Here is a 26,576-nt window from a genome sequence, read left to right as displayed (position 1 = left end):
AAATAAGAGTATCTTTAGGCAAAACTAAGACAGATGATGAAATATGTGGCTATATCGTTAATGGTGTTTTTTTCTGCGGCATGTAGCAGCAATAAGAATCCAAATTCTCCTGAGCAGGGGAAAGAGGATACGAATGCTAAGGAACTGTTGCAGGGAATCTGGCTGGACGATGAGACTGAAAGCCCGTTGATGCGTGTGGAAGGGGATACTATCTATTATGCCGATGCGCAAAGTGCTCCGATTGCATTTAAAATCGTGCGGGATACCCTTTATACTTATGGCAATGATACGACTTATTACAAGATTGATAAGCAAGGGGAACATATATTCTGGTTTCATGCCATAACAGATAACATCATCAAGCTGCATAAGTCCGAGGATCCTAATGATTCATTGTCATTTGTCCGTCAGGAATTAGTGATTCCAATTTATAATGAAGTAATTCAACGCGATAGCGTGGTGACCTATAATGGCACTCGCTATCGTGCTTATGTTTATATTAACCCTTCTAAAATGAGGGTTATAAAAACCACCTATTCCGAAGACGGGATTAGTATGGATAATGTATATTACGATAATGTGATGCACATCTGCGTCTACGAGGGCAAGAAGAGTTTATTTGCCAGTGATATTACTAAACAGATGTTTGACCAGGTAGTTCCCGGAGATTTTTTAATGCAAGCTATTTTATCTGATATGAAGTTTGTAAAAGTAGACCGGAATGGTTTTCATTATCAAGCAGTTTTAGCCATTCCGGAAAGTTCTATATATAGCATTACAGATATGGAAGTAAGTTTTGAAGGAAACTTAACCATTACGTCAACGAAATAACGGATTTCGTATTAATTCTGTTTGGGAGAGGGGCGATTATTGCCTTTTCCACCATTATTTTTTCCACGGAAATTCCTTCTTTTAGAGTTGTTGCCATACTTGCCTTTACTGAAAGAACGCGGTTTGTATTCCGGTGCTTCCCCCAACTCTGCGGGAATAGGTATCTTATAGATTTCTTTCTCCAGGAAATTCTCAATGCTTTTAAAGTTACTTTGTTCTTTTTCACTGACAAACGTGAGCGCTACTCCGTCATTGTTTGCACGTGCCGTACGTCCGATACGATGTACATAGTCTTCGCTGTCATGGGGAACATCAAAGTTGATTACCAGGCGGATGTCATCAATATCAATACCACGGGCAACAATATCTGTGGCAACTAATATATTGATTCGGCCGGCTTTGAATTCATGCATCACTGCTTCCCGTTGAGCTTGTTCGAGGTCCGAATGCATTTCTCCTACATTCAATTTCATTGATTTCAAAGCTTTAGCCACCTCTTTCACTTTGATCTTGGAAGATGCAAAGACGATGACACGTTCGGGAACTTCGTCCACAAAGAGACTTCGTATAATTCCCAACTTTTGATTTTCATAACAAACATATGCAGCCTGTATAATCTTATCGGCAGGTCTTGAAACGGCCAGCTTTATTTCTGACGGATTATTCAGGATGGTATTTGCCAGTTGTTGTATCTTGGCAGGCATGGTCGCGGAAAACATGATAGTCTGTCGTTCTTTCGGCAAATACTTAACAATCTGCATGATATCCTCATAGAACCCCATGTCGAGCATCCGGTCTGCTTCGTCCAGAATAAAATAAGAAACCTTGGAAAGATCTACATATCCAAGGCTTAAATGGGCAAGGAGGCGTCCAGGGGTGGCAATAACAACATCAGCTCCCAAAGTGAGCCCTTTTTTCTGTTGCTCAAACAAGATGCCATCATTTCCACCATATACAGCAACACTCGATGCCGGCATAAAATAGGAGAACCCTTCCATCTGCTGGTCTATCTGTTGGGCCAATTCACGGGTAGGAGACATGATGACACAGTTGATCGCATCTTCAGGATGTTTTCCTTCAGATAATTTATTCAGTACAGGAAGCAGGAATGCTGCTGTTTTACCTGTACCGGTCTGTGCTACGGCTATCAAATCTTTCCCCTCAAGTATGATTGGGATTGCTTGTTCCTGAATAGGAGTGCATTCGTCAAATCGCATGGCATCAAGCGCCTCAAGCACATTTGCGTTTAATTGTAGTTCGGAAAACTTCATTCTTTTATTTAATTTGTCAGCAAAGATAATTTATTTTTCGGTCTAATTACATATTCAAATAAGAATCTTTGAATCCGAGGAAATAGAGCACTCCGTCAAGTCCGATGGTATTGATAGATTGCTTGGCATTTGCCACTACTTTAGGCTTGGCGTGAAATGCGATTCCCAGTCCGGCAACTCCCAGCATGGGGAGGTCATTAGCGCCATCTCCTACGGCAATAGTCTGTGCAATATCGACTTTTTCTACTTGGGCGATCAGTCGTAGTAGTTCAGCCTTTCGTTTGCCGTCCACAACATCTCCCAAGTAGCGTCCGGTCAGCTTTCCATCTATAATTTCCAGTTCGTTCGCATATACATAATCTATGCCATATTGCTTTTGCAGGTACTGACCGAAATAAGTAAATCCACCGGAAAGAATCGCGATTTTATATCCATATTTTTTCAGTACGTACATCAGTCTGTCTACTCCTTCTGTGATAGGCAGGCTTTCAGCTATTTCTTGCATAACAGATTCGTCCAAGCCTTTCAGTAAGGCTACGCGGCGAGTAAAGCTTTCTGTGAAGTCTATTTCACCACGCATCGCGCTTTCCGTGATCGCTTTCACTTCATCACCGACACCGGCACGGATAGCCAGCTCGTCGATGACTTCTGTCTCAATCAACGTAGAGTCCATGTCGAAACAGATCAGACGGCGCATACGACGGTACATATTATCCAGTTGGAAAGAAAAATCCATATCCAGTTCGCTGGCTAACTTCATCAGGCTTTCCTGCATAGCAATACGATCCTTAGGAGTACCTCTCACTGAAAATTCGATGCAGGCGCGTGTACGTGCGTCTGTATTGCATTCATCCAATGGAATACGGCCAGTCAGACGTTTGATTGCATCAATATTCATGCCTTGTTCTGCCAATACCTTGGTTGCTGCTGATATCTGGCGTGCAGAAAGTTTGCGTCCAAGTACTGTCAGGATATAGCGGTTTTTTCCTTGCATACCCACCCAATTCTCGTATTGTTCTGTTGTAATCGGCTCAAAGCGGATGGTAACTCCTATCGAAGATGCTTTGAACAACAATTCTTTCATTATAAAACCGGAATGTCTTTCCTCACTTTTGAAGAGAATACCTAATGACAATGTATTATGAATATCTGCCTGACCGATGTCAAGGATTGTAGCATCATATTTGGCTAGTATTTCAGTCACGGATGAGGTAAGTCCCGGGCGATCTTCGCCGGTAACTCGAATCAGAATCAATTCAGTATTTGATGGTTGCATATGAAATAGACTTTTATCTTGCAAAAGTAGAGAAAAAAGTTCGTTTTTATGCTAAATAACATAAAAAGTTATACCTGAAAAGTGAGATTTTTGCTTATTTGCTTGGAAGTTAATTTAATAATTACTTACCTTTGCACCCGGTTTCAAAAATAAAGGCTCTGATAATCAGCGAATTCCTCTTCGCCTGATGCCTGAAAAGACAACGTTTCGGGAAGAAACCACTGTTTAAGGACAGTCCCGGATAGTATTAACTAAAACCGAATTACATGAAGCATGTAAAGTGGATTTTTGTTGTATTACTAATTTGTTCCTTGACCGCTTTCGTTGAGAAAGACAAACCTACCGGAGGTTTGAGTGAGGGTGATGTAGCCCCGGATTTTAAAATCGAATCTACATCAAATGGGCAATCCGCCTTTAAATTGGGAAATTTGAAAGGGCGATATGTGTTGCTAAGTTTTTGGGCAAGTTATGACGCGCAGTCCCGGATGCAAAACGTAAGTTTGAGCAATGCGCTTCGTTCTTCTCATAATGTGGAAATGGTTTCTATTTCATTTGACGAATATCAGTCAATTTTTAAGGAAACTGTTCGTAAGGATCAAATAGTTACGCCCACTTGTTTCGTGGAAACAGAAGGCGAGGATTCCGGATTATTTAAGAAATACCGTTTGAACCGGGGATTCACTAACTATTTATTGGATGGAAATGGTGTAATTATAGCCAAAAACATCTCTGCTGCAGATCTTTCTGCTTATGTGGAAAAGATTGGTTGACAATCTTGAGAATGTAAGGAGAAAGAGGTATTTTCCGAATAGGACATCATTTGGTGAATGACGGAGAATAGACAAAAGAGGAAATGGATACAACAAAAAAGTTCCGCCTATACTTGCTTTAAGCAAGAATAGACGGAATTTCTATTTTATCTATATCCTTAATTCTTATTTAGGAGCTTTTTGATATAAGAAGAAAGCAATACCTGCATAGAGGATATTCGGAATCCAAACTGCGATGGCAGGAGGTACGTTCCCGTTTACGGCAAAGGTTGAAGTAATCGTTTGGAACAGGATATACGAGAAACTTAATCCAAGTCCTATGCCCAGATGAAGTCCCATACCACCTTTCGTTTTTCGTGATGAAAGAGATACGCCGATAATTGTTAGGATGAAAGAGGCGAATGACATGGCAATCCGCTTGTGATATTCAATCTCGAATTCTTTGATATTGGCGAATCCTCTTCGTTTCTGTTTTTCGATATAATCGCTTAACTGGGGACTGGTCAGCATTTCCTGCTGATTCTTCATAATGAGAAAGTCGGAAGGCTCCATATTGATTATAGAGTCAATTTTATCCCCCTTGGTGATTTTCTCCTTTAATCCGTCCAGTTCGCGTATCATATAATCATGGATAGTCCATTTATGAACGGTAGTCGTGTCATAAGTAATGCGGCGTGCGGTTAAGTGGGAAACGAGTTTCTTGTCGACAAATTTATCCAGAGAAAAGCGGTTTCCGGTTTTCATGGCATTGTTATAGTTGTCTATATAGGCTATGACTCCATTATCGACTTCCAACTGCACGTTACGGGCTGTATTCTGCTTTTTAGGCTTGATATACCTGTCTTCAAAGTTCAAACGTGTCACACTTCCTTTAGGAATTACGTATGAACTTAGCATAAAGGTTATTAATGCGATGATGGCCGCAGAAATCATGTAAGGACGCATCATTCTCTTGAAACTCATACCGGTAGAGAACATGGCAATAATTTCGGAGTTCTCTGCCAGTTTGGAAGTGAAGAAAATAACAGCGATGAATACAAACAGCGGACTGAACAGGTTGGAGAAGTAAGGAATAAAGTTCATGTAGTATTCAAGAATGATTTTACTCCATGGCGCTTCGTGTTCCATCAGTTTGTCCATCTTCTCGTTGAAGTCGAATACCACTGCGATAGAAATGATTAATGCAATAGCAAATACGTATGTCCCCAAGAATTTCTTGATGATATACCAATCCAGCCGTTTTATAAATCGATTGCTTTTCATTCTTTATAATCTAGTTGATACTCTTTTGACCATCATCGGTTTCCAGGTCGAGAAATCTCCTGCAATGATATGTTTGCGTGCTTCACCTACCAGCCACAGATAGAAAGCAAGATTGTGTATAGAGGCGATTTGCATCGCCAATAGTTCTTGCGCGTGGAAAAGATGTCGCAAATAGGCTTTACTGTATAGTGTGTCTACACTGGAAGCTCCGTCCGCCTCGATAGGAGAAAAGTCCATTTCCCATTTCTTGTTTCGCATATTGATAATGCCGTCCTTGGTGAACAACATGCCATTTCGTCCGTTTCGTGTCGGCATTACGCAGTCGAACATATCCACTCCGCGCTCTATTCCTTCAAGAATATTGACGGGAGTACCGACTCCCATCAGATAGCGAGGCTTGTCTTTGGGAAGAATCTCATTGACGACCTCTATCATTTCATACATTTTGTCGACCGGTTCGCCTACCGCCAAACCGCCGATAGCATTGCCGTCGGCACCTTTAGAGGCGACAAACTCAGCCGATTGCTTTCGCAAATCAGTATAGACGCACCCTTGAACGATAGGGAAAAGCGACTGGTTGTAGCCATATTTAGGCTCAGTCTCATTAAAACGTTTTATACAGCGGTCAAGCCATCTGTGCGTCAATCCCAATGACTTTTTGGCATATGCATAATCCGAATCTCCCGGGGGACATTCGTCGAAAGCCATCATGATATCAGCACCGATCGTGCGTTCTATATCCATCACTTTTTCCGGAGTAAAGATATGCTTACTGCCATCAATGTGTGAACGGAACTCGGCACCTTCTTCTCGGAGTTTTCGGATTCCGGCTAATGAGAATACCTGGAATCCGCCACTATCGGTCAGCATGGGGCGGTCGAAACCGTTGAAGCGATGCAGTCCGCCTGCTTTCTCAATCACTTCCAGTCCCGGGCGCAAATAGAGATGATAGGTATTGCCCAGAATAATCTGTGCCTGAATATCTTCTTTAAGTTCAGTCTGATGTACTCCCTTGACAGTACCCAGTGTACCTACCGGCATGAAAATCGGTGTCTGTATCTGCCCGTGGTCTGTTGTTATCAGACCGGCACGGGCATTACTTTTAGTGTCTGTATATTGTAAGTCAAATGTCATTCCTGGCTAGCTTTCTTTACAGATAAATCAATGGCATCTGCAACTTTTTCATTTGTCAGTGCGATGGCGAATACTTCTTTTATATCGTTTACATAGTGGAAAGTCAATCCCTTCAAATAGAGATCTTGAATTTCGTCTATGTTCTTTTTGTTTTCGGCACTCATGATGATTTCTTTGATTCCGGCACGTTTAGCAGCCAGAATCTTCTCCTTGATGCCACCGACCGGAAGCACTTTGCCGCGAAGTGTGATTTCTCCTGTCATGGCAAGATTAGCTTTCACCTTTCGTTGTGTCAGGGCAGAAGCCAAAGAAGTAGCCATCGTGATACCTGCGGATGGACCGTCTTTGGGGATTGCTCCTTCGGGTACGTGGATATGGATATTCCAGTTGTCAAAAATCTCTTCATCCAAATTCAAGATAGAAGCATGGGCTTTGATGTATTCGAGCGCCAGCATGGCAGACTCTTTCATTACATCTCCCAGATTGCCGGTTAAGGTAAGGCGTCCGCCTTTGCCGCGGCTCAGGCTGGTTTCGACGAAAAGAATTTCACCACCTACGGCCGTCCATGCCAATCCGGTAACTACGCCGGCATATTCATTTCCCTGATACTTGTCACGTGTATATTCCGGTGCTCCCAGGAAATCGTACAAGTCGGCAGGCTTGATTTCCGTCTTGGCAAAATAACCGTCGGTTGCGTATTGACGAGCTGATTTGCGGAGAATCTTGCCGATTTTCTTTTCCAGTTCACGAACGCCACTTTCGCGGGTATATGATTCGATAATGGCTTCCAGCGTATCTTTAGGAAGTTTGATATTTGTTTTTTTAAGCCCGTTGGCTTCCAGTTCTTTGGGAACTAAATGCTTACGTGCAATTTCAACCTTTTCTTCTGTGATATAACCGCTTACTTCAATCAATTCCATACGGTCAAGTAATGGCCCGGGGATTGTATTCAGATTATTGGCAGTCGCAATAAACAGTACTTTTGAAAGATCATAATCTACATCCAGAAAGTTATCATGGAAAGATGTATTCTGTTCCGGGTCAAGAACTTCCAGTAATGCAGAAGAAGGATCTCCCTGACGGTCGGCACTGACTTTATCTATTTCATCCAAAATAAATACTGGATTGGAAGCACCTGCTTTTATCAAGCTCTTGATGATTCGTCCCGGCATAGCGCCTATATATGTTTTGCGGTGACCACGGATTTCTGCTTCATCATGTACGCCGCCCAAAGACATACGTACATATTTACGTTTGAGTGCAGACGCGATAGATTTTCCAAGAGATGTTTTACCAACTCCCGGAGGGCCGTATAAGCAGATAATCGGTGATTTCATATCATCCTTTAATTTCAATACAGCCAAATGCTCCAAAATGCGTTCTTTCACCTTCTCCAATCCGTAATGATCCTTATTCAACGTCTTTTCTGCATTTTTGAGATTCAGGTTATCAGTTGTATAAACGCCCCACGGGAGGTTAAGCATTGTTTGCAGATAATTCAGTTGTACGCTGTAATCCGGTGATTGCGGATGAGTGCGTTCCAGTTTCGCCAGTTCCTTCATGAAAGTCTCTCTGACTTCCAAATTCCAACGCATTCTTTCCGCTTTCTGGCGCATTTCTTCAATTTCCTGCTCCTGGCCACCGCCACCTAATTCATCCTGAATAGTCTTAATTTGTTGCTGCAGGAAGTATTCACGTTGTTGCTGGTCAATGTCTTCACGGGCACGCATCTGGATGGATGCCTTGATTTCAGCCAACTGTACTTCACGATTCAGGATTTCCAATAAGCGGTAAGTGCGCTCACGCAACAAGTTGATGCTTAATAAATCTATTTTCTCATCTTTCTTGAATGGCAGATTTGAGCAGATGAAATTAACCAGAAACATCGGGTTGCTTATATTTTTAATAGCGAATGCCGAATCTTGATGCATGGTGTCTGATGATTTGATATAACGCATCGTCAAATCCTTGCATGTCTCTACCAGAGCTTGGAATTCCTTGTCATTGTTGCCCGGAGTTTCCTCTTCCAAGAGTTCTATTTCGCCCTTCAAATATGGATGGGTATCGGTAATACTTTTCAGATTCAACCGTTTCATTCCCTGGATAATGACGGTGGTTGTCTGGTCGGGCATTTCTAATACCCGCACAATACGCCCTACAGTACCGATGTTATGTAAATCTTCCAGTTTAGGGTCTTCTGTATGTGCCGACCTCTGACATACTACTGCGATATCCTTATGTTTTTTATCGGCATCATGTATGAGTTTCAGAGAAGACTTACGTCCCACCGTGATAGGCAGGAATACTCCGGGAAACAACACCATATTACGAAGGGGAAGGACCGGAAGAATTTCACCAGATTTAATATTTACATCGAATGCATTCTCATCGCTACCATCATAATCAGTAATTAACGAGAAACCGTTGTTATCGCTTACATCTTCCAATAAGTATCTTTCTTTCATCTTTTCGTTTTAATTTAGCTTATGTCATACAAATATGCATAAATCGTTTGCAAAGTTAATTGATTCTCTCTAATAATAAAGCACTGCTTGGAATAAAAACACAAAAACAATGCCAAAATATAGGGCGATTGAAGAAGTATTCCATAATAATTATTTATTTTTGGCGGTTTCCAATAAAATAGTAGAATAAAACAGGTTCAAAAATAAGCGGATATAATGTCGAATCCTTATTTTCAATTTAAGCAGTTTACGGTGTGGCACGATAAGTGTGCTATGAAGGTGGGCACGGATGGGGTGCTTTTGGGAGCATGGACTTCTGTTCAGAATGCACATAAGATTTTGGATGTCGGGACGGGGACGGGATTGGTTGCTTTAATGTTGGCTCAACGCAGTCTGCCGGATGCGGATATTGTAGCATTGGAAATAGATGAAACTGCCGCCGGACAGGCTAGGGATAACGTAACTCGTTCTCCTTGGAAGGAGCGGGTAGAGGTAGTGCAGACTGATTTCAGGAGCTATCAATCTTCGGACAAATTTGACGTGGTTGTTTCCAATCCCCCGTATTTCGTTGATTCATTGGAGTGCCCGGACCGGCAGAGGAATGCAGCCCGGCATAATGATTCTTTGACCTATGAAGAATTGTTGGAAGGAGTGGCCGGATTATTGGCGGAAGATGGAACTTTTACGATTGTGATTCCAGTGGATGTAGCTGATAGAGTGAAAATGATAGCTGCAGTGAAGAACTTATATGCAGTCCGGCAGCTAAATGTGATAACTAAGCCTGGCGGCGTTCCCAAACGTACCCTGATTACTTTTACTTTTTCTAATCAGGAATGTGTTGTCGAGGAATTGTTGACGGAATTAGCCCGCCATCAATATAGTGAGGAATACATAGCGTTGACGCGGGAGTATTATTTGAATATGTAAATATGGGTTGCCTGCTTTAGGTACCAATGTGCTATTTTTAAGATTCTGCCGAAAAATAGCCGCTCTAAAAGTAGTGAATCAGAGTAAGAATTGCATAAATAAATGCAATAATATGCATAAACGCAGGCTAATATTGCATAAAGCGACAATGAATATACGTTTTTTCTTATTATTCTAGCTCTGAATGTTTAAAACCAATGAGGTGTTCCTCGGTGTGCATCGCTTCCTTCCTCACCGAGGAACCTATTCTTCCTCGGTGAGGAAGAGGTGGAAGGCTTGTTTGATGCCTGTTTCTTCTCTAGTTTATCACCAACTGCCGAATGGAATAATATAACAGGATGGCTCGTTTCTTTTTCTATTATTACTTATATGGTAGATAAATGGGAAAAACTGTTGCAGTTTGGCTGATATATTCCCTGAATAACAGAAAAAGGAAATCCTATATTTGCAAATGCCGGAGCTTTTCTATTCTTTTCAATAGGTTGATGCAATTTATCCCTCTCCAGACTGTTTTTATATTCCTTTTTTAAGATGAGTCATTTTTTCATCCTCTGCTACCCAAGCTGTTTATATCAGGATTCAATTCCTTTACAGCCTCTTTTACTACTTTCTTTGTTGGTTTACGATAAGCTTCTACCTGTTGTACCGGTACAATCTCATTCACCATTCTTTCATATCCTTTTTGTTCTAACAAATGAACTTCTTTTTCATTGGTTTCTTTTTGCTTTTTTGTTTTCATATGACTTTTCTTTTTTTAGTTTCTACTTTGAAAACAGAAAACAGTAAAGGATGGTTCATTCTACCAAAATATATTTTCGGTTAATTCATCTCAATTAAACGCATTAATATCTATCTTTGTCCGTATAACAGATTCTTTTTATTTAGATTATGAAAGAAAATAAGTATGATGATAACCGTTTCTTCAGTCAATATTCTAAGATGGATCGTTCGGTAGAAGGGCTGAAAGGTGCTGGGGAATGGTATATACTGCAAAAGATGTTGCCGGATTTCACAGGCAAAAGAGTCTTGGATTTAGGATGTGGATTTGGATGGCATTGCATTTACGCAATAGAGCATGGAGCCGCTCATGTAACCGGAATTGATATTTCAGAGAAGATGTTGGAAGAAGCTCGGAAAAGAACCCCTTTTTCACAGGTAGAATATAAATGTATGGCTATTGAAGATTTCGACTATCGTCCGGATTCTTATGATATTGTAATCAGTTCATTGGCTTTTCATTATCTTGAATCTTTCGCAGATATATGTCGAAAGATTCACAATTGCCTTACTAAAGGAGGTTCTTTTGTCTTTTCAGTAGAGCATCCGATATTCACTGCTTATGGAAATCAAGAATGGTATTATGACTCGGAAGGGAATCGTATCCATTGGCCGGTAGACCGGTATTTTACAGAAGGTAAACGTACCGCCGTCTTTTTAGGTGAGGAAATCTCTAAATATCATAAAACGTTGACTACCTATATTAATGGTCTTCTTCAAACCGGATTTGAGATATGTGAGTTAGTAGAACCACAACCGGACGAAGTAATGTTGAATACTATTCCGGATATGAAAGATGAACTCCGGCGCCCTATGATGCTTCTGATTTCTGCCAGGAAAAAAGTTGAAATGCAAACGAATGAAATTCAGGCTATTGGAAAATAATAAATAAAAAACATCCGTTTGGCTATTGTTAATTAAAAAATACTCCCTATCTTTGCACCGCTTTTGAAAAGAACAACCCTTCAAAAAGTAGCGGGGTGTAGCGCAGTCCGGTTAGCGCACCTGCTTTGGGAGCAGGGGGTCGTGGGTTCGAATCCCGCTACCCCGACTACAAAGAGAGAGGGAGTTCAGTTAAAAGTTTTTCGGGGTGTAGCGCAGTCCGGTTAGCGCACCTGCTTTGGGAGCAGGGGGTCGTGGGTTCGAATCCCGCTACCCCGACGAAAAAAAACGAGCAAAGAAAAATGAATAGCGATGAGCTGATACAGACTGTATCAGTTTTTTTTGCTTGTGCAAAATAGATATAATTCTTTGAAGTGATTTTCTTATTTGAGCCGATAAAGAGGATAATTCTTTGAAATATCTTTGAACAAGTTTAGGTTCATTGATAATAGACTCACTAATATTTAATCCTGTATTTATCAAGTATGGACTTGTAGTGATCTTGTGCAGTCAGGCAAGTATCTCGCAAATACTCTCTGATATGCTCCCATTGCTGCAAACCGCGGTAGTAAAACATTTTCAGTTCATCGGTGATAATAAACGGTACATGATTATTCGCTAAACACTCTTTAAATATTACGAGACGTCCCACACGCCCGTTACCGTCCTGAAATGGATGAATCAACTCAAAACGGTGGTGAAGGTCGAGGATATCATCAAATGATTTTAGTTTCTTGGCGTTGTATTCTTTCAGTAAAGCCTTCATCTCTTTGTGTACATGCTCCGGGAGTGTTGTGTCTATACCGCCAACTTCATTCGGCAGACGTTTATAATCTCCGACAGCAAACCAATCTTTACGACTATCTGAGGTTCCTGATTTTAAAATATAATGCAGTTCTTTGATAAACGCTTCAGACAATTTCTCTTCTGTGCGTTCAATAATAAGGTCGATACAATGAAAATGGTTTGTAGTCTCAATAATATCATCTATGTTAATACTTTCGTCTGACACTCCGATAGTGTTTGTCTCGAAGATATAACGAGTTTGGTCGTGTGTTAGGCGACTACCCTCGATATGATTTGAATTGTAGGTGAGGTCAATTTGTGTTTTATGATAGATACCACCCTTTAATTTCATTTCTTTCTGCTCACGTAATATAGCAAGTAAAGGCATAATCTTTGCTTGTGACTTCTTACGAGCAGGCAACTTGGCATCTTGGGGAATGTTCCATGTTTTCCCCGTTAAGAATGCATCTTTAATTTTCCCGACAGCACAGTAATTACGCACTGTGCGTTCCGAAACGCCGTATTTTGCGGCAAATTCACTGACAGAAATATACTTCATACAACCAATCTATCGGCAAGTTTTAGACCTATTTATGGTTCAAAGATAGCACTTTTTGCCGATATCGGCAAAAAATACACGTAAATGCCTTTGATAACAGCTATAAAATTCCAATAACCATTATTTAGGAAAGGTGAGAATGAATCTACTTCCTTTGCCTAATTCTGATTTTACATTGATACTTCCTTCATGTAAAGTCATAATCTGCTTGCATAAGCTGAGTCCGATACCCGAACCTGTTGTTTTAGTAGTAAAGAAAGGTACAAATATCTTATCCAGAACATCCGGTAGAATACCTTCTCCATTGTCGGATACTGTCAGAATCTTATTGCCGGCAGGGGAAATGGCTATTTCTACTTGAATGTATTTATCTGATTGCTTTCCACATGCCTCGCGGGCATTTTTCAGTAAATTAATGAGGACTTGTTCTATTTGTGCCCGGTCTATATAGAGGTTCATTTCTGATGAAGGGATTTCAAAATGAATGTATTCTTCCGGGAATAACTTTTTCAAGTCCATACACAGTTCTGCGATAGAAACTTTGGTGCGGACAGGAGCTGGTATTCGTGTCAGGCGACGGTAGTTTTCTACAAATTCTAATAATCCTTTGCTTCTTCTGTGAATAGTTTGCATGGCTTGCAGGATAATGGAGTATTCTTTTTCTCCAAGCTGTTTGGGTATTCCTCTCTCGCTGAGTGTTTCGGATAGAGAAATAATCGGTGTGATGGAATTCATGATTTCATGAGTCAGTACACGTATCAGTTTTTGCCAGGCTTCCATTTCATTTCGTTCCAGTACGGAATGGATGTTTTTCAAGCTGATTATTTGTTGTTCTTTTCCTTGTGCCGCAAACTTGGTGCAAGAAATAGCCATTTCCAGGACAGTGCTATTTTGTTCGATACGGATAATGGGAATATCATTAGTCGCAGAAGCGTTCAGTAATGCTTCCGGTAATTGTGAGATTTGCCCTAAATGGGTGATGGCTGCCTGATTCATCCATTCTATATGTCCGGCTCTGTCGGCAACAAGTACGGCTGTGTCTACCTTGTTCAATAAGTTTTCGTAATATTGGTGCTTGATTTCCTCTGCCAGCAGTTTTCCCCGGAAGTCTTTCAGGCTTTCCGAAAGCTCTTTTGCCCACTCATTCATTATTTTATTTTTGAAAGGTGGGTGGAAGGTTTGCATCATGTCATTATATCGTAGTCCGTCTGTCAGCCGTCGTAACAAATTAATTTGTTTAAACTGCATACGATAGAGGTGTACACCGATAGTTATCAACAGTAGGATGCAGATAGTGGTGCTGAACCATAACTGTTTTTGAAACAGCAGACAGCTTCCGATAGAAAGCAGCATTATAAATAAGATGTGTAAGATCACTCTGATTGCAAATCGTTTCATAAGCCTAGTTTTTCAAGTTTACGATATAGGGCAAAACGGGTTATGCCCAGATATTCGGCGGCACGAGAAATATTTCCCTCACTAAGTTTCATTGCTTTCTCAATGGTTTGGCGTTCCAGTTGTTCCAAATTTAATGTGGTTTCTTCTTCCTTCCTTTGTTTGGGAGCAGCATGGAAAAGAAAGTTTTCAGGTTTTAATAAAGAGCCGTCTCCTAATATCACAGCGCGTTCTATTGTATGCTGCAATTCACGCACATTTCCGGGCCAGGCATACTTTAATAGTTTATTTTTGGCTTCCCGGGTCAGACCGCGCATATCCTTTTTGTATTTACGTGCATACCGTTGCAGGAAATATTCAGCTAGTAGAATAATATCATTTCCACGTTCACGGAGTGGTGGAATATGTATCTCGATAGTATTGATACGATAGAGCAAATCCTGCCGGAAGTTTCCTTCATCCACTAATTGGCGAATATCCGCATTTGTGGCGCAAATCAGGCGGACGTCAATAGGGACGGCTTGTGTACTGCCTAAACGGTTGATTTGTCGCTTTTCGATAGCAGTCAATAACTTCGATTGCATGGGAAGTGAAAGATTGCCGATTTCATCCAAAAACAGAGTTCCGTTGGTAGCAACTTCCATTCGTCCGGCTTTTGATTTTTTTGCATCGGTGAAGGCCCCTTTTTCAAATCCGAACAGTTCGCTTTCGAACAATTGTTCGGGGATACTTCCCAAGTCAATGGTGACAAAAGGTTTGCCGTACCGGGGGGAGCAGCGATATAAGAAGTGGGCAATCACATCTTTTCCTGTTCCGTTTTCCCCTAAAATCAGAATATTGGCATCCGTACAACTTAGTTTATTTATTGTAGTGAAAACTTCCTGCATAGCAGGAGATTCTCCGATGATGTCTCCTTCCGAAGTGCTTTGACCGCTAAGTACTTCTACTTGCTCTTTTAAGATGTTCACTTCCCGCTGTGACTGGCGCAGTCGCATTCCGGAAGTGAGTGTGGCCAGTAGTTTTTCTTTTTCCCACGGCTTGGGGATAAAATCTGTTGCGCCGGCCTTGATAGCCCGCACTGCTTTGTTTGTGTCTGCATAGGCGGTCATAAAGATAACAATAGCCTGCGGGTCGAGTTGCAGTATTTGCTCCAAACTCTCAAATCCTTCCTGCCCACTAATAGCGTCACGGCTAAAATTCATATCCAATAAGATAAGATCGGGTTGAAAGGTGGTCATGAAATGTTCGATGCGGTCAGGGGTGGTGGCTACCTTTATTTTCTCCGCATAAGGTTCCAATAAAAGGTTTAGAGCGAAAAGGACATCTTCGTTATCGTCTACTATGAGTATTTTTCCCAATTTGCTTGCTTCTTCCATCTCTTTTGCTGATTAGATTTATTGCTTTCCTTTATTACATCGGCAAAGATATAGATAATAATCATGTGTTGTATGTGCGATTGCGCACTAATTTTGTGCGTATTTGCACGCTGATAACAAAAGAGGATTATATATATCTGTTTGGAATATAGTGCTTTACGTAAATGGCACAGGTTTTGAATAATAAATAATAAATAAAACGAAGAATGAACCTGAAAATAATCTGTATAAGCATTGGAATCCTGTCGGCGGAATTATTGTCTGCTCAAAATCAGACAATGGAGCTGTCACTGGAACAAACCGTGAAAATAGCGCGTTTGGAATCTCCCGACGCGCAAACGGCACGTCATAGTTTTCGTTCTGCTTATTGGAATTATAAATATTATCGCGCCAACTATTTACCGACTTTGAGTTTGACATCCGATCCTAACTTGAACCGTGCCATAAATAAGATAACAATGGGTGACGGTTCGGTTAAGTTTGTCGAGCAGAACTTATTGAATACTGACCTGACCTTGAATCTTTCACAAAATGTATCTTGGACAGGCGGTTCATTGTTTCTTGAAACATCCGCCCAACGCATGGACTTGTTCAGCGAACATAAATATTCATGGCAGACTTCACCAATCATGATAGGTTATCGCCAGTCACTTTTCGGCTACAATAATCTGAAGTGGGATAAGCGGATAGAACCTGTACGTTATCAGGAGGCGAAGAAAAGTTATGTGGAGACATTGGAACTTGTTTCTGCTAACGCGATTAATAAATTCTTTGCTTTAGCTACCGCCCAAAGCAATTATGACATAGCGTCGTTTAATTATGCGAATGCAGATACACTTTATCATTATGCCCAAGGACGCTATAATATAGGTACAATAACAGAAAATGAGATGTTGCAATTGGAGCTTAATCGTTTGACGGAAGAAACGAACCGTATGAATGCCCGTATTGAGATGGATAATTGTATGCAGGAGCTTCGTTCGTACCTGGGTATTCAGGAAGACAGGGAGATTCGTGTACGTGTCAGTCCCCGGGTGCCGGATTTCAGCATTAATCTGAATGAGGCGCTGGCATTGGCATATGAGAACAGTCCTGACATACAGACGATGAAACGACGAAAGCTGGAAAGTGAAAGCGCTGTTGCGAGAGCCCGTGCCAATGCCGGTTTGAAGGCGGATATTTATCTCCGTTTCGGACTGACACAGACAGCGGACAAATTGCCGGAAGCTTATCGAAACCTTTTAGACCAGCAATATGTAAGTTTAAGCATCTCCCTGCCGATTTTAGATTGGGGACGGGGAAAAGGGCAGGTACGGGTAGCCCGTTCTAACCGTGATCTGGTCTATACGCAGGTGGAACAAAGCAGGACGGATTTTGAACTGAATGTCCGCAAACTGGTGAAACAGTTTAATCTGCAAACGCAACGTGTCCGCATCGCTGCCCGTACAGATGAAACCGCACAACGGAGGAATGAAGTTGCCCGTAAACTTTATATATTGGGAAAATCCACCATTCTTGATTTAAACGCTTCTATTTCAGAAAAAGATAGCGCACGCCGTAATTACGTATCGGCTTTATATAACTATTGGAGCTTGTATTACACACTTCGTAGTATGACACTTTATGATTTTGAGAGAAATAAACTACTGACGGAAGACTATAATCTTCTCGTCGAATAGGATAGAATGACTTTCTTATGATTGATATGAATATAAAAACTATATAACCTCATGGATATAAAATTAGAAAAGAAACCGTGGTACATTCGTTATAGATATTATCTGATAGGAGGACTTTTGTTTCTCTCCTTTCTGATGTATGTAATCATTCTTTCACTAGGTCCCAGCAAACTACGTGTTGATGTCGAGAATATTCAGATAGCGGAAGTGATGGATGCTGACTTTATGGAATATGTAGATGTGGAAGGATTGGTTCAACCTATATTGACTATTAAGGTCAATACCCGCGAAACGGGAAGTGTGGAAAAGATAGTGGGGGAAGAAGGCAGTCTGCTTCAGCAAGGGGATACGATTCTTGTTCTTTCCAATCCGGACTTGCTTCGTAACATAGAAGACCAGCGTGACGAATGGGAAAAGCAAATGATTACTTATCAGGAGCAGGAGATTGAAATGGAACAAAAGAGTCTGAATCTGAAACAACAGGCCTTGACGAATAATTATGAGCTTGAGCGTTTGAAAAAAAGCATTGCCCTTGACCGTGAAGAGTATCAGATGGGAGTAAAAAGCAAAGCTCAACTACAAGTAGCTGAAGATGAGTATAATTACAAACAGAAGAATGCAGCTTTGCAACAGGAGAGTTTGCGACATGACTCTGCTGTAACAATGATTCGTAAAGAGTTGATTCGTAACGACCGGGAAAGGGAACGGAAGAAATATGAACGTGCTCATGAACGCTTGAATAATTTGGTGGTAACAGCTCCGATAAAAGGACAGCTTAGCTTTGTAAAGGTTACTCCCGGGCAACAAGTCTCTTCCGGTGAAAGTATTGCTGAAATAAAGGTGCTTGACCAATATAAGATCCATACTTCGCTCAGTGAATATTATATTGACCGGATTACCACCGGATTGCCTGCTACTATCAATTATCAGGGAAAGAAATATCCGTTGAAAATAACGAAAGTTGTGCCCGAAGTGAAAGACCGTATGTTTGATGTCGATCTTGTTTTTACAGGTAATATGCCTGATAATGTAAGAGTAGGCAAGAGCTTTCGTGTACAGATAGAATTGGGACAACCGGAACAGGCGCTTATTATCCCCCGCGGTAATTTCTATCAGGCTACGGGAGGACAATGGATTTATAAAGTGAATTCCACGAAGACAAAAGCTGTTCGCGTTCCTTTATCTATCGGTCGCCAAAATCCGCAGCAGTATGAAATTACAGAAGGTTTGCAGCCCGGAGATTGGGTAATTACGACGGGATATGATACCTTTGGCGATGCGGAAGAATTGATATTGAACTAAAATAGAAATTCAAACAGATATAAGGCATGAAAACACTTAAATATGCAGTACGCTTTTTATTACGTGCTAAATCATATACGGCTATCAATTTGCTTGGACTGACTCTTAGTCTTGCCTGTTGTATTATCTTGTCCCGTTATATTTATCGTGAAACCACTGTAGATACGCATTGTATAGACCGTAATCAAGTTTATGGAGTTCAAGTGTCGTTTGATGGAAACCGAGTGTTGAGTAAGGCAGAAATAGGAAAACGTGATAGTACTTATATAGATGACAATGTTATACTGACACGTTCGAGTGTAATATTGCTTGAGAATGACTATGTAAATTATCAGACAAACCGTTTCCCTGTGCACGCCTTGATAGCCGATAGTGCTTATTTCAGACTTTTTCCTTATCGGGTATTACAGGGAGAGATTTCTTTGGAAGCTCCGGAATCAGTATTATTAATGGAGGATTTCTCAAAAAAACTCTTTGGCAAAGAAAATCCGATAGGTAAGATATTACGTTTTTCCAACGGTAAAGATATCAAAGTGACAGGTGTATTGAAAAAGCCGGTAAATAAACAAACATTCAATTTCGACATGGTACTTTCCCATGCTTTTTCGACAGACTGGGGACGGATGCCTTTGGAGTTTATTCAGTTTACTTCAGAGAAAGCAGCGGAGCAAGCCAACCAGATAGGGAGTTATCCCCGATTTATAAATCAGGATTCTCGTTCCGGAGATGCCCGGAAGTACACATTCTCTTTTATTCCTGTCAGTCAAATGTATTGGGATCAAGCATTACTTTACCAGACAGGGCCTAGTATGCTGGCGAGTGGAAATCGTTCTCACTTATTCATTCTTGGAGGAATTTGTTTATTGATACTGTTTGCCGGGGTTATCAACTTTGTTAATCTTTATTCTGTATTAATGGTGAAGCGAGGGAGGACTTATAGCCTTCGAAAAGTTTTCGGAGCCAGTGGCAATACGCTGTTTATGCAGATTTTTACAGAAAACGTTCTATTGATAGCCGTTTCCATTGTGTTTGCATGGTTTGTTGTTGAAGTAACATCCGTTTTTGTATCTCGTTTGTTGGATAGCCGGATAGTCTATACTGGATTCGATTGGATATTGTCAATTTCTATTCTGATATTGCTTTCTTTGACTGTAAGCCTGTATTCATACATAAAATGCCAACGCTCTTTGCCGGCTGTTGCTCTCAAGACATTGGGTACTGATAAACGCTCTATTCGTTTTCGTATGATATTCCTCTTTGTGCAATATATTGTTACCTTTTTATTGGTCTTGCTTTCCATCTATTTTAATAAGCAATTCAATTTGATGTTGCAAACAGATCCGGGGTTCCGCACTAAAGATATAATTCAGGCAAATATGATATATGAATCGAACGATTATTCTGCGTATACGCCTGAAACTATAAACCAGCGTAAAGAAAGAGTTTTAGCGATAGATCAATTGATAGATAACTGTCCGGATATTCAAAGTTGGACGACCGGTTTTTATTCTATTCTTGGATTTGATTATTCTGCAGGATTCCGAAATGCCAAAGGCGAATTGGTTACGTTGAATCAGAGTTATGTTACCGACAAGTTCTTCAAACTCTTTGAAATTCGTTTTGTTGAAGGGGATTTATCGGAAGCTGATAAAGAGGATGGAAATGAAATTATAGTTGTCAACCGTGCCGCATTAGCTGCTTTAGGTTATACAAGTTGCAAGGGGGCTACTTTGATTAATGAGCAGATGAGAAAGATAAAACCCGATTTGCAGGCACAGCCTATTGATGCTGTGATAGAAGATTATTATGATAGGCATGTAGGATTGGGCAGTCGTCCTATGGTGTTTATCGTGAATAAACAGTTAAAGGGAGACTACTATCAGATTGCTTGCTATCCAGGCAAAACTCAGGCAGTCATCGGTTATCTGAAAGATATTCAGAGAAAAGTATATGGTACGGAAGACTTTAAATATTCCCTGTTGGATGACGATGTGGCAGAGCTTTATAAAAACGATCGGCAAATAGCTATGGTATATGCTATTTTTGCAGGTATTGGAATTATAATAATCTGTCTCGGATTATTCGGTATTTCCTTATTTGATATTCGTCAGCGCTATCGGGAGATTGCGATTCGTAAAGTTAACGGCGCATTGGTGAAAGATTTGTACTTGCTGCTTGGATGTAAATATTTGGTTGTATTGGGAAGTGCTTTTGCCGTATCTATTCCATTATCCTGCTACTTGATTTATCAGTACACTAAAGACTTTGTAATAAAAGCTCCGTTAAGTATAGATATCTTTTTGATAGCATTGCTTGTAGTGAGTTGCATTTCTTTAGGCACACTGTGCTGGCAGATAAAGAAGGCGTCACGTATTGATCCGGCCAAAATAATGAAAACAGAATAAAAATAATAATACTATGATACGACACTATTTGACAGTTGCCTTTCGCAATTTACTGAAATACAAGACACAAAATATAATCTCTATCATCGGTCTTGCGGTAGGATTGCTATGTTTCTGCATATGTATGTATTGCAACCGTTTTGTTGAAACAACCAACCATTGTTTCAGTAATTACACCCGCATTGCAGAATTAAACCTTTATGATGACCAGACGGGGACCTATTTTTCCGGTACACAAGTGGCTTTATCCGAAGAACTCCGTACATGGGCAATGGGAGAGGTGGAAGCAATTTCTTGTATGACATATTTGCGTGAACGTTCTTACCTTATTGAAATTTCAGAGGGAAAATCATTGCCATACGAACTCGGAACGATAGAAATAGATACTTTATACAATAAGGTATTCACTCCACAAATAGTAGCCGGAAATTGGAAGACGGCAAGCCGGACATCGAATGCAGTTATTTTAAGTGAGTCTACTGCCATAAAGATATTCGGTAAAATAGAAACGGCAATCGGTAAGCATCTGACTTTGGCGAAGCGACTCCATACTTCGCCCGAAAGTACTCCGAAGACAGGAGGTATTGTTTATACGGTACAGGCAGTAATGAAAGATATTCCGTTAAACAATGGTTTTAGTTTTATGACGCGTATCGATGCAATGGCTCTGAATGATAGTGAAGGGCTTTTCCAAAGTACAAAACGTCACGATATGACAGGAGCCAGAACGTATGTCTTGCTTTCTCCCAATACGAGCATAGCGGAATTGGAACAACAATTCTCAAAGCGCAATTATAGTTATGCCATGTATAATCAGCCTTATTCGGTTGTAGCTAGTTATATTGGCGACAGGGCACAGAAGAAAGGTGCTTTTGTATTGGGATGGGCGACAGGAATAGTTGGTGCGTTGATATTGCTGGTCGGACTAGTCAATTTCTTTCACTTTCTTATCGGTTCTTTTTTTAATCGCACTAAAGAATACAGTATAATGAAAATGGCAGGGTGTAATTGGAAGCAACAATTCTGCCTGTTGTTTGTACAATCATTGATTGTCGTGGTTATATCTTCCTTTTTAGTAATATGGGGAATAGAGTTGATTGGCAATCGGATGGATTTTTCTCTGTTGGGCATTACGATGACTTTTCCGCCCGAGATTCTTTTGAAACACGCTTTACAATATATCATTCTTCTTATATTACTTTGTGCTGCAATTTGTTTCTTTGTATCCATCCGTATTCGCAGGATTTCGATACAAACAGGTGTACATGGAGCAAACAAACGTCGAGGTAAGCAGTGGGGACGTAACCTTATGTTGGGAATCCAGTTCTTTATCTGCTGGATATTTGTATCATTCACTGTCGCACTGTTTTTACAATCCGAGAAGACAACCAAAACATTGTTTCATACGCTTAGTCAAAAGGAAAAAGAAGCGATTCTCAGTATTCCACTGGATTATTCGTTTATGAAAAATGAAGAGAAGTTGAGTATGGTGGAACGTTTCCGGCAACATGCAGGGGTGAAAGACATCTTATTATCAGATATTGCTTATACGCAGGGAGTGTCCGGAAACCTGTTGATGACCGAGAAAGGGAATGACAACTCCTGGACTGATATTGATATTATGTGTGTTCCGCTAAATTTCTTTGCTTTTATGAATATTCCAATAGAGGAAGGTAGGACTATCCGGACAAAAAATGACCTTGTTATGGATAAGGTTTGGCAAAACAAACAAAAGAAGAATGTGATTGGAATGAACTTTTATGACCAAAACAATGATTATACCGTATGTGGGGTTTGTACTCCTTTCCAGACTGATGTCCATAATCATAGTGGCGGCTATGCTTTTATGCTCTATGATCCCTCTGGATATGTTGGGCATTGTTATGTGAAATGCTATCCTGAACAACAAAAGGAGGTTGTAAAGTGGATTGAGAGAATCCGCCGTGAAATGCTTCCGGAGAATATATCGTATAAGGTTCGTACGTTTCAGGACGACTTGTATGAAATGCAGGCTATGGAGTATATTCTGAAAGATATTATTCTGCTTTTCGCAATCGTCAGTATCATCATTACCTTGTTGGGTGTATATTCCAGTATTACCCTCGATACGGAACGCAGACAGAAAGAAATGGCTATTCGCAAAGTAAATGGAGCCGGAATGTTGCACATTATCTGGTTGTTTGCCCGTTTGTATATAACTTTGTTGGTGATTACGGCTGCTTTATCCTTTCCGTTAGTATATGTAGTGTTACAGTTATGGAAGCAAATATATACGGTATTCTTTAACTGTGGATTCTGGTTCTGGTCGGGAATCTTTATGGCTGTTGCTGTGATAACGGCACTAACGGTTTGGTTCCGTATCTTGAAAATTGCCAGAGTTAATCCGGTGGAATCTATCAAGAATGAATAAATTCAATAATTATTAAATAATACAATTATGATTAAGACAATTAATTTACAGAAGATTTTCAAAACTGAAGAAGTGGAAACCTGGGCATTGAATAATGTCAGTATTGAAGTGAAACAAGGTGAGTTTGTCGCTATTATGGGGCCTTCCGGCTGTGGAAAGTCAACATTGCTTAATATTCTGGGACTGTTGGATAATCCAACGGGAGGGGAGTATTATCTGAATGGCATGGAAGTTTCGAAGTACACGGAGTCGCAGCGTACAAACCTTCGTAAAGGAGTCATTGGTTTTGTATTTCAGAGTTTCAATCTGATAGACGAACTGAATGTATATGAAAATATCGAATTACCTCTGCTCTATATGGGTATCTCGGCTTCTGAACGTAAGAAGAGAGTGGAGACTGCCATGGAACGAATGGCTATCACTCATCGTAGCAAACATTTCCCCCAACAGTTGTCAGGTGGTCAGCAACAGCGTGTCGCTATTGCCCGTGCAGTAGTTGCCAACCCCAAATTGATTCTTGCCGATGAGCCTACCGGTAATCTGGACTCGAAGAATGGTAAAGAAGTAATGGGGTTATTGAGCGAATTGAATAGGGAAGGGACAACGATTGTGATGGTAACACACTCCCAACATGACGCCGGTTACGCTGATCGTGTCATTAATCTGTTCGACGGACAGGTGGTGACTGAAGTTAGTATGTAATGCTAAAAAGAATAACATGATTGAACATTATCTGAAAGTAGCTTTCCGTAATCTGACGAAATATAAGGTACAAAGTATTGTGAGTATTTTAGGATTGGCAATAGGCTTTGTATGCTTTGCATTGTCTGCTTTGTGGATTCGTTATGAGATGACTTATGATACTTTTCACGAAGGTGCGGAACGTATCTGTCTGGTACGTGCACATTATGCGCATGAATCTGGTAAGATATCCAATTTTACTCCTTATCCTTTAGCTGATTATTTACAGAAAGGTAATCCGGAAATAGAGGCAATGGCTTCTACTTCCGTACAGAAAGTTAAATTTCGTGTGAAGGATACTGAAAAGGAAGTTGTGTCGGTTGCTGCAGATTCTGTTTTCATGAACTTTTTTAATATACGAGTACTAAAGGGGACAGTGAATTTCTTGAAGGGAACCAATGGGGAAATTGCTATAACAGAAGAATTTTCTAAAAGGATATTTGGAGAGGAAGAAGCATTGGGCCGGGAGGTAGAGGTTAGTGGACGTGCTTCTAAAGTTGGAGCAATCGTGAGTGGCTGGTCTTCTCATTCCAATATTCCATATAGTATATTGACTTCTGCCAGACATTATACACAATGGGGGAGTGCGAATGAAAACTTATTTGTTCGCATTCGTAAGGGCATAAACGGGGAAGAATTTCAGAAGAAAATTGCTGCTCTCCGTATCAATGATATTGAGAAGGAAAATGAATTGGGAGAGCTATTATTGACCCCGATATCGGCTTTACGTTATTCCGGTTATGTATCTCGGGAAGATACCGTGATTACTTTTAGCTATATCTTATATTTTTCATTAGCCGGTGGATTGGTCATTATCTGTTCGTTATTTAATTATTTGACTCTTTATATCAGTCGGTTATATATGCGTAAACGTGAAATGGCACTTCGTAAAGTGAATGGGGCGGGTAATAAAGACTTGTTTGTTCAGTTGACTGTTGAGCTATTAATCGTTCAACTTATAGCTTTGGCAGCCGGATTATTCTTTATAGAAATATGTATGCCTCGTTTTCTGAACTTCACCCAAATAACTCCCGGTTCCTATTATGGAGAGATTTTAGTATATCTGCTTGCTGTGATAGCTTTATCTCTATTGTTTGCTCAACTACCATTATATCATTTTCGCCATCGCACATTACAGGACGTTATTATAGGGAAGGTTTCTGTAAACAGACCGTATGCTTTCCGTAAGTTCGGGATTGTTATACAATTGATAGTCAGTCTTATTTTTATATTCTGCACAGTGGTTATAATGAAACAGCTTTATTTCTTGAAGCATACAGATTTAGGAATGGAACGTCATAATATTGCCAATGTTGCATTATGGAGAGGTGATATAAAACAGTGGGCCGGTAAAATAGCAGCTTTACCTATGGTGACCGAAGTTCTGCCTCCCCGTTATTTTCCGATTGTCCCTACCGGACCAATGATGTATGCGGAAATGAACCATTGGGAGGATATGCCTGAAGCAGTAGAAGAACCTATAACTGTTGGCATAATGCCTGCAATGAAGGATTTCTTTGATTTTTATGATTTGAAATTAATTGAAGGCGAACTGCTCTCAGAAAAGAATGCTCCCAATGATATTGTAATTGATGAAAATACACTTCGGATATTTGGTTGGAACCAAGGAGTAGGAAAGACTTTGGGATATGAGAAGGATGGCAAAAATCTTCATTCATATAGAGTGGTAGGAGTTGTCCGGAATTTCTGTTATCAACCGCCTACAAGTGTTCCGGGATGTATCGCTTTCCAACAACCTCAAGCGCAAGATTATCTGCTGTTTCGTGCCAGTATTTTGTTTAAATATGAGGAAGGTTCCTGGAACGAATGCCGGAAAGCGATTGAGGCCATGCATAAAGAAGATTTTCCGAATGCCTATTTACGATTGTTTAATGAGGAAGAAGAATATGATAAATATCTCCGTTCGGAGAATGCTTTAATGAAGTTGTTGAGTTTCGTATCATTCGTTTGTATCTTGATTTCCTTGTTTGGGATATTTTCCTTGGTAACATTATCTTGTGAACAACGCCGTAAGGAGATTGCCATACGTAGAGTCAACGGGGCACAGGTATATCATATTCTTCAACTGTTTTTCCGTGAATATTTATTTTTGTTGGTGCTAGCAGTTATAATAGCGTTTCCTGTCGGCTATGTTTTAATGAAACAGTGGATTGCTCAGTATGTAAGGCAGACGTCTATTGAGGTATGGATATATGTAGCCGTATTTGGAGTTACAGGACTTTTTATTCTGCTATGTATAGGTTGTCGGGTATGGAAAGCTGCCCGGCAGAATCCGGCGGAAGTAATCAAAAGCGAGTAAGAATATT

At 40.5% G+C, this 26,576-nt stretch carries 19 protein-coding genes and 2 tRNA genes; 12 read left to right on the top strand and 9 right to left on the bottom strand.

Annotation, left to right across the window (positions count from 1 at the left end; translation table 11 throughout):
- Nucleotides 1-33 precede the first annotated feature (33 nt).
- Entirely contained in the window at nt 34-831 is a 798-nt protein-coding gene (locus BacF7301_RS18440) for a DUF4738 domain-containing protein (protein WP_167965101.1), read from the top strand.
- An 11-nt stretch (nt 832-842) separates the two neighbouring features.
- On the opposite strand, the gene BacF7301_RS18435 is transcribed toward BacF7301_RS18440, so the two are convergent.
- Nucleotides 843-2,102, bottom strand: coding sequence for a DEAD/DEAH box helicase (locus tag BacF7301_RS18435; RefSeq protein WP_167965099.1), 1,260 nt, complete (start codon nt 2,100-2,102; stop codon nt 843-845).
- Between the two features lie 46 nt (nt 2,103-2,148).
- Nucleotides 2,149-3,378, bottom strand: a complete 1,230-nt coding sequence (gene serB / locus BacF7301_RS18430) for a phosphoserine phosphatase SerB (protein ID WP_167965097.1) — start codon at nt 3,376-3,378, stop codon at nt 2,149-2,151.
- Between the two features lie 266 nt (nt 3,379-3,644).
- Between serB and BacF7301_RS18425 the strand changes: the two genes are divergently transcribed.
- A complete protein-coding gene (locus tag BacF7301_RS18425; protein ID WP_167965095.1) occupies nt 3,645-4,148 on the top strand; it encodes a thioredoxin family protein in 504 nt (167 codons plus the stop codon).
- A gap of 165 nt (nt 4,149-4,313) precedes the next feature.
- On the opposite strand, the gene BacF7301_RS18420 is transcribed toward BacF7301_RS18425, so the two are convergent.
- From BacF7301_RS18420 to lon, 3 genes are read right to left on the bottom strand one after another with little or no spacing between them, the layout of a single operon-like run.
- Nucleotides 4,314-5,411 (bottom strand): LptF/LptG family permease, encoded by a 1,098-nt coding sequence (locus BacF7301_RS18420; protein WP_167965093.1) that lies wholly within the window; start codon nt 5,409-5,411, stop codon nt 4,314-4,316.
- A gap of 3 nt (nt 5,412-5,414) precedes the next feature.
- Nucleotides 5,415-6,545, bottom strand: a complete 1,131-nt coding sequence (gene tgt, locus BacF7301_RS18415; protein WP_167965091.1) for a tRNA guanosine(34) transglycosylase Tgt — start codon at nt 6,543-6,545, stop codon at nt 5,415-5,417.
- Nucleotides 6,542-9,010, bottom strand: coding sequence for an endopeptidase La (gene lon, locus BacF7301_RS18410; protein ID WP_167965089.1), 2,469 nt, complete (start codon nt 9,008-9,010; stop codon nt 6,542-6,544). The genes tgt and lon overlap by 4 nt, the downstream gene beginning before the upstream one ends.
- 216 nt (nt 9,011-9,226) lie before the next feature.
- On the opposite strand from lon, the gene BacF7301_RS18405 reads away from it, so the two are divergent.
- Nucleotides 9,227-9,937, top strand: a complete 711-nt coding sequence (locus tag BacF7301_RS18405; protein WP_167965087.1) for a tRNA1(Val) (adenine(37)-N6)-methyltransferase — start codon at nt 9,227-9,229, stop codon at nt 9,935-9,937.
- A 544-nt stretch (nt 9,938-10,481) separates the two neighbouring features.
- On the opposite strand, the gene BacF7301_RS18400 is transcribed toward BacF7301_RS18405, so the two are convergent.
- Nucleotides 10,482-10,676 (bottom strand): hypothetical protein, encoded by a 195-nt coding sequence (locus BacF7301_RS18400; RefSeq protein ID WP_167965085.1) that lies wholly within the window; start codon nt 10,674-10,676, stop codon nt 10,482-10,484.
- Nucleotides 10,677-10,825: 149 nt separating this feature from the next.
- Between BacF7301_RS18400 and BacF7301_RS18395 the strand changes: the two genes are divergently transcribed.
- The 3 genes from BacF7301_RS18395 to BacF7301_RS18385 all read left to right on the top strand — a co-directional run bounded on the left by BacF7301_RS18395 (nt 10,826) and on the right by BacF7301_RS18385 (nt 11,875).
- Nucleotides 10,826-11,599 carry a class I SAM-dependent methyltransferase gene (locus BacF7301_RS18395; protein ID WP_167965083.1) on the top strand — a complete coding sequence of 258 codons (774 nt, stop codon included), beginning with the start codon at nt 10,826-10,828 and terminating at the stop codon, nt 11,597-11,599.
- 91 nt (nt 11,600-11,690) lie between these two features.
- Nucleotides 11,691-11,765: transfer RNA gene (locus tag BacF7301_RS18390), tRNA-Pro, on the top strand.
- 35 nt (nt 11,766-11,800) lie between these two features.
- A tRNA-Pro gene (locus BacF7301_RS18385) sits at nt 11,801-11,875 on the top strand.
- A gap of 178 nt (nt 11,876-12,053) precedes the next feature.
- Here BacF7301_RS18385 and BacF7301_RS18380 read toward each other — a convergent pair.
- The 3 genes from BacF7301_RS18380 to BacF7301_RS18370 form a co-directional block, all read right to left on the bottom strand.
- The gene (locus tag BacF7301_RS18380; protein ID WP_167965081.1) at nt 12,054-12,941 is read right to left on the bottom strand and encodes a Fic family protein; all 888 of its coding nucleotides are present in this window, start codon (nt 12,939-12,941) and stop codon (nt 12,054-12,056) included.
- 120 nt (nt 12,942-13,061) lie between these two features.
- Entirely contained in the window at nt 13,062-14,339 is a 1,278-nt protein-coding gene (locus BacF7301_RS18375) for a sensor histidine kinase (RefSeq protein ID WP_167965079.1), read from the bottom strand.
- Nucleotides 14,336-15,712, bottom strand: coding sequence for a sigma-54-dependent transcriptional regulator (locus BacF7301_RS18370; RefSeq protein WP_167965077.1), 1,377 nt, complete (start codon nt 15,710-15,712; stop codon nt 14,336-14,338). Before BacF7301_RS18370 ends, BacF7301_RS18375 begins: the two co-directional genes overlap by 4 nt.
- Before the next feature lie 206 nt (nt 15,713-15,918).
- On the opposite strand from BacF7301_RS18370, the gene BacF7301_RS18365 reads away from it, so the two are divergent.
- The 6 genes from BacF7301_RS18365 to BacF7301_RS18340 are packed head-to-tail and all read left to right on the top strand — an operon-like array spanning nt 15,919 to nt 26,569.
- Nucleotides 15,919-17,391, top strand: a complete 1,473-nt coding sequence (locus BacF7301_RS18365; protein WP_167965075.1) for a TolC family protein — start codon at nt 15,919-15,921, stop codon at nt 17,389-17,391.
- Nucleotides 17,392-17,442: 51 nt separating this feature from the next.
- Complete coding sequence (locus BacF7301_RS18360) at nt 17,443-18,693, top strand: efflux RND transporter periplasmic adaptor subunit (protein ID WP_167965073.1); 1,251 nt, start codon at nt 17,443-17,445, stop codon at nt 18,691-18,693.
- Nucleotides 18,694-18,719: 26 nt separating this feature from the next.
- A complete protein-coding gene (locus BacF7301_RS18355) occupies nt 18,720-21,098 on the top strand; it encodes an ABC transporter permease (RefSeq protein ID WP_167965071.1) in 2,379 nt (792 codons plus the stop codon).
- Between the two features lie 13 nt (nt 21,099-21,111).
- On the top strand, nt 21,112-23,508 hold the full coding sequence (locus BacF7301_RS18350) for an ABC transporter permease (RefSeq protein WP_167965069.1): 2,397 nt from the start codon (nt 21,112-21,114) through the stop codon (nt 23,506-23,508).
- Nucleotides 23,509-23,535: 27 nt separating this feature from the next.
- A complete protein-coding gene (locus tag BacF7301_RS18345; RefSeq protein ID WP_167965067.1) occupies nt 23,536-24,210 on the top strand; it encodes an ABC transporter ATP-binding protein in 675 nt (224 codons plus the stop codon).
- A gap of 16 nt (nt 24,211-24,226) precedes the next feature.
- Nucleotides 24,227-26,569, top strand: coding sequence for an ABC transporter permease (locus BacF7301_RS18340; protein WP_167965065.1), 2,343 nt, complete (start codon nt 24,227-24,229; stop codon nt 26,567-26,569).
- The last annotated feature ends 7 nt before the right edge of the window (nt 26,570-26,576 follow it).

The organism is Bacteroides faecium, assembly GCF_012113595.1.
GTDB classification, from domain to species: Bacteria; Bacteroidota; Bacteroidia; order Bacteroidales; family Bacteroidaceae; genus Bacteroides; species Bacteroides faecium.
This window is presented reverse-complemented; position numbering and strand designations above follow the sequence as displayed.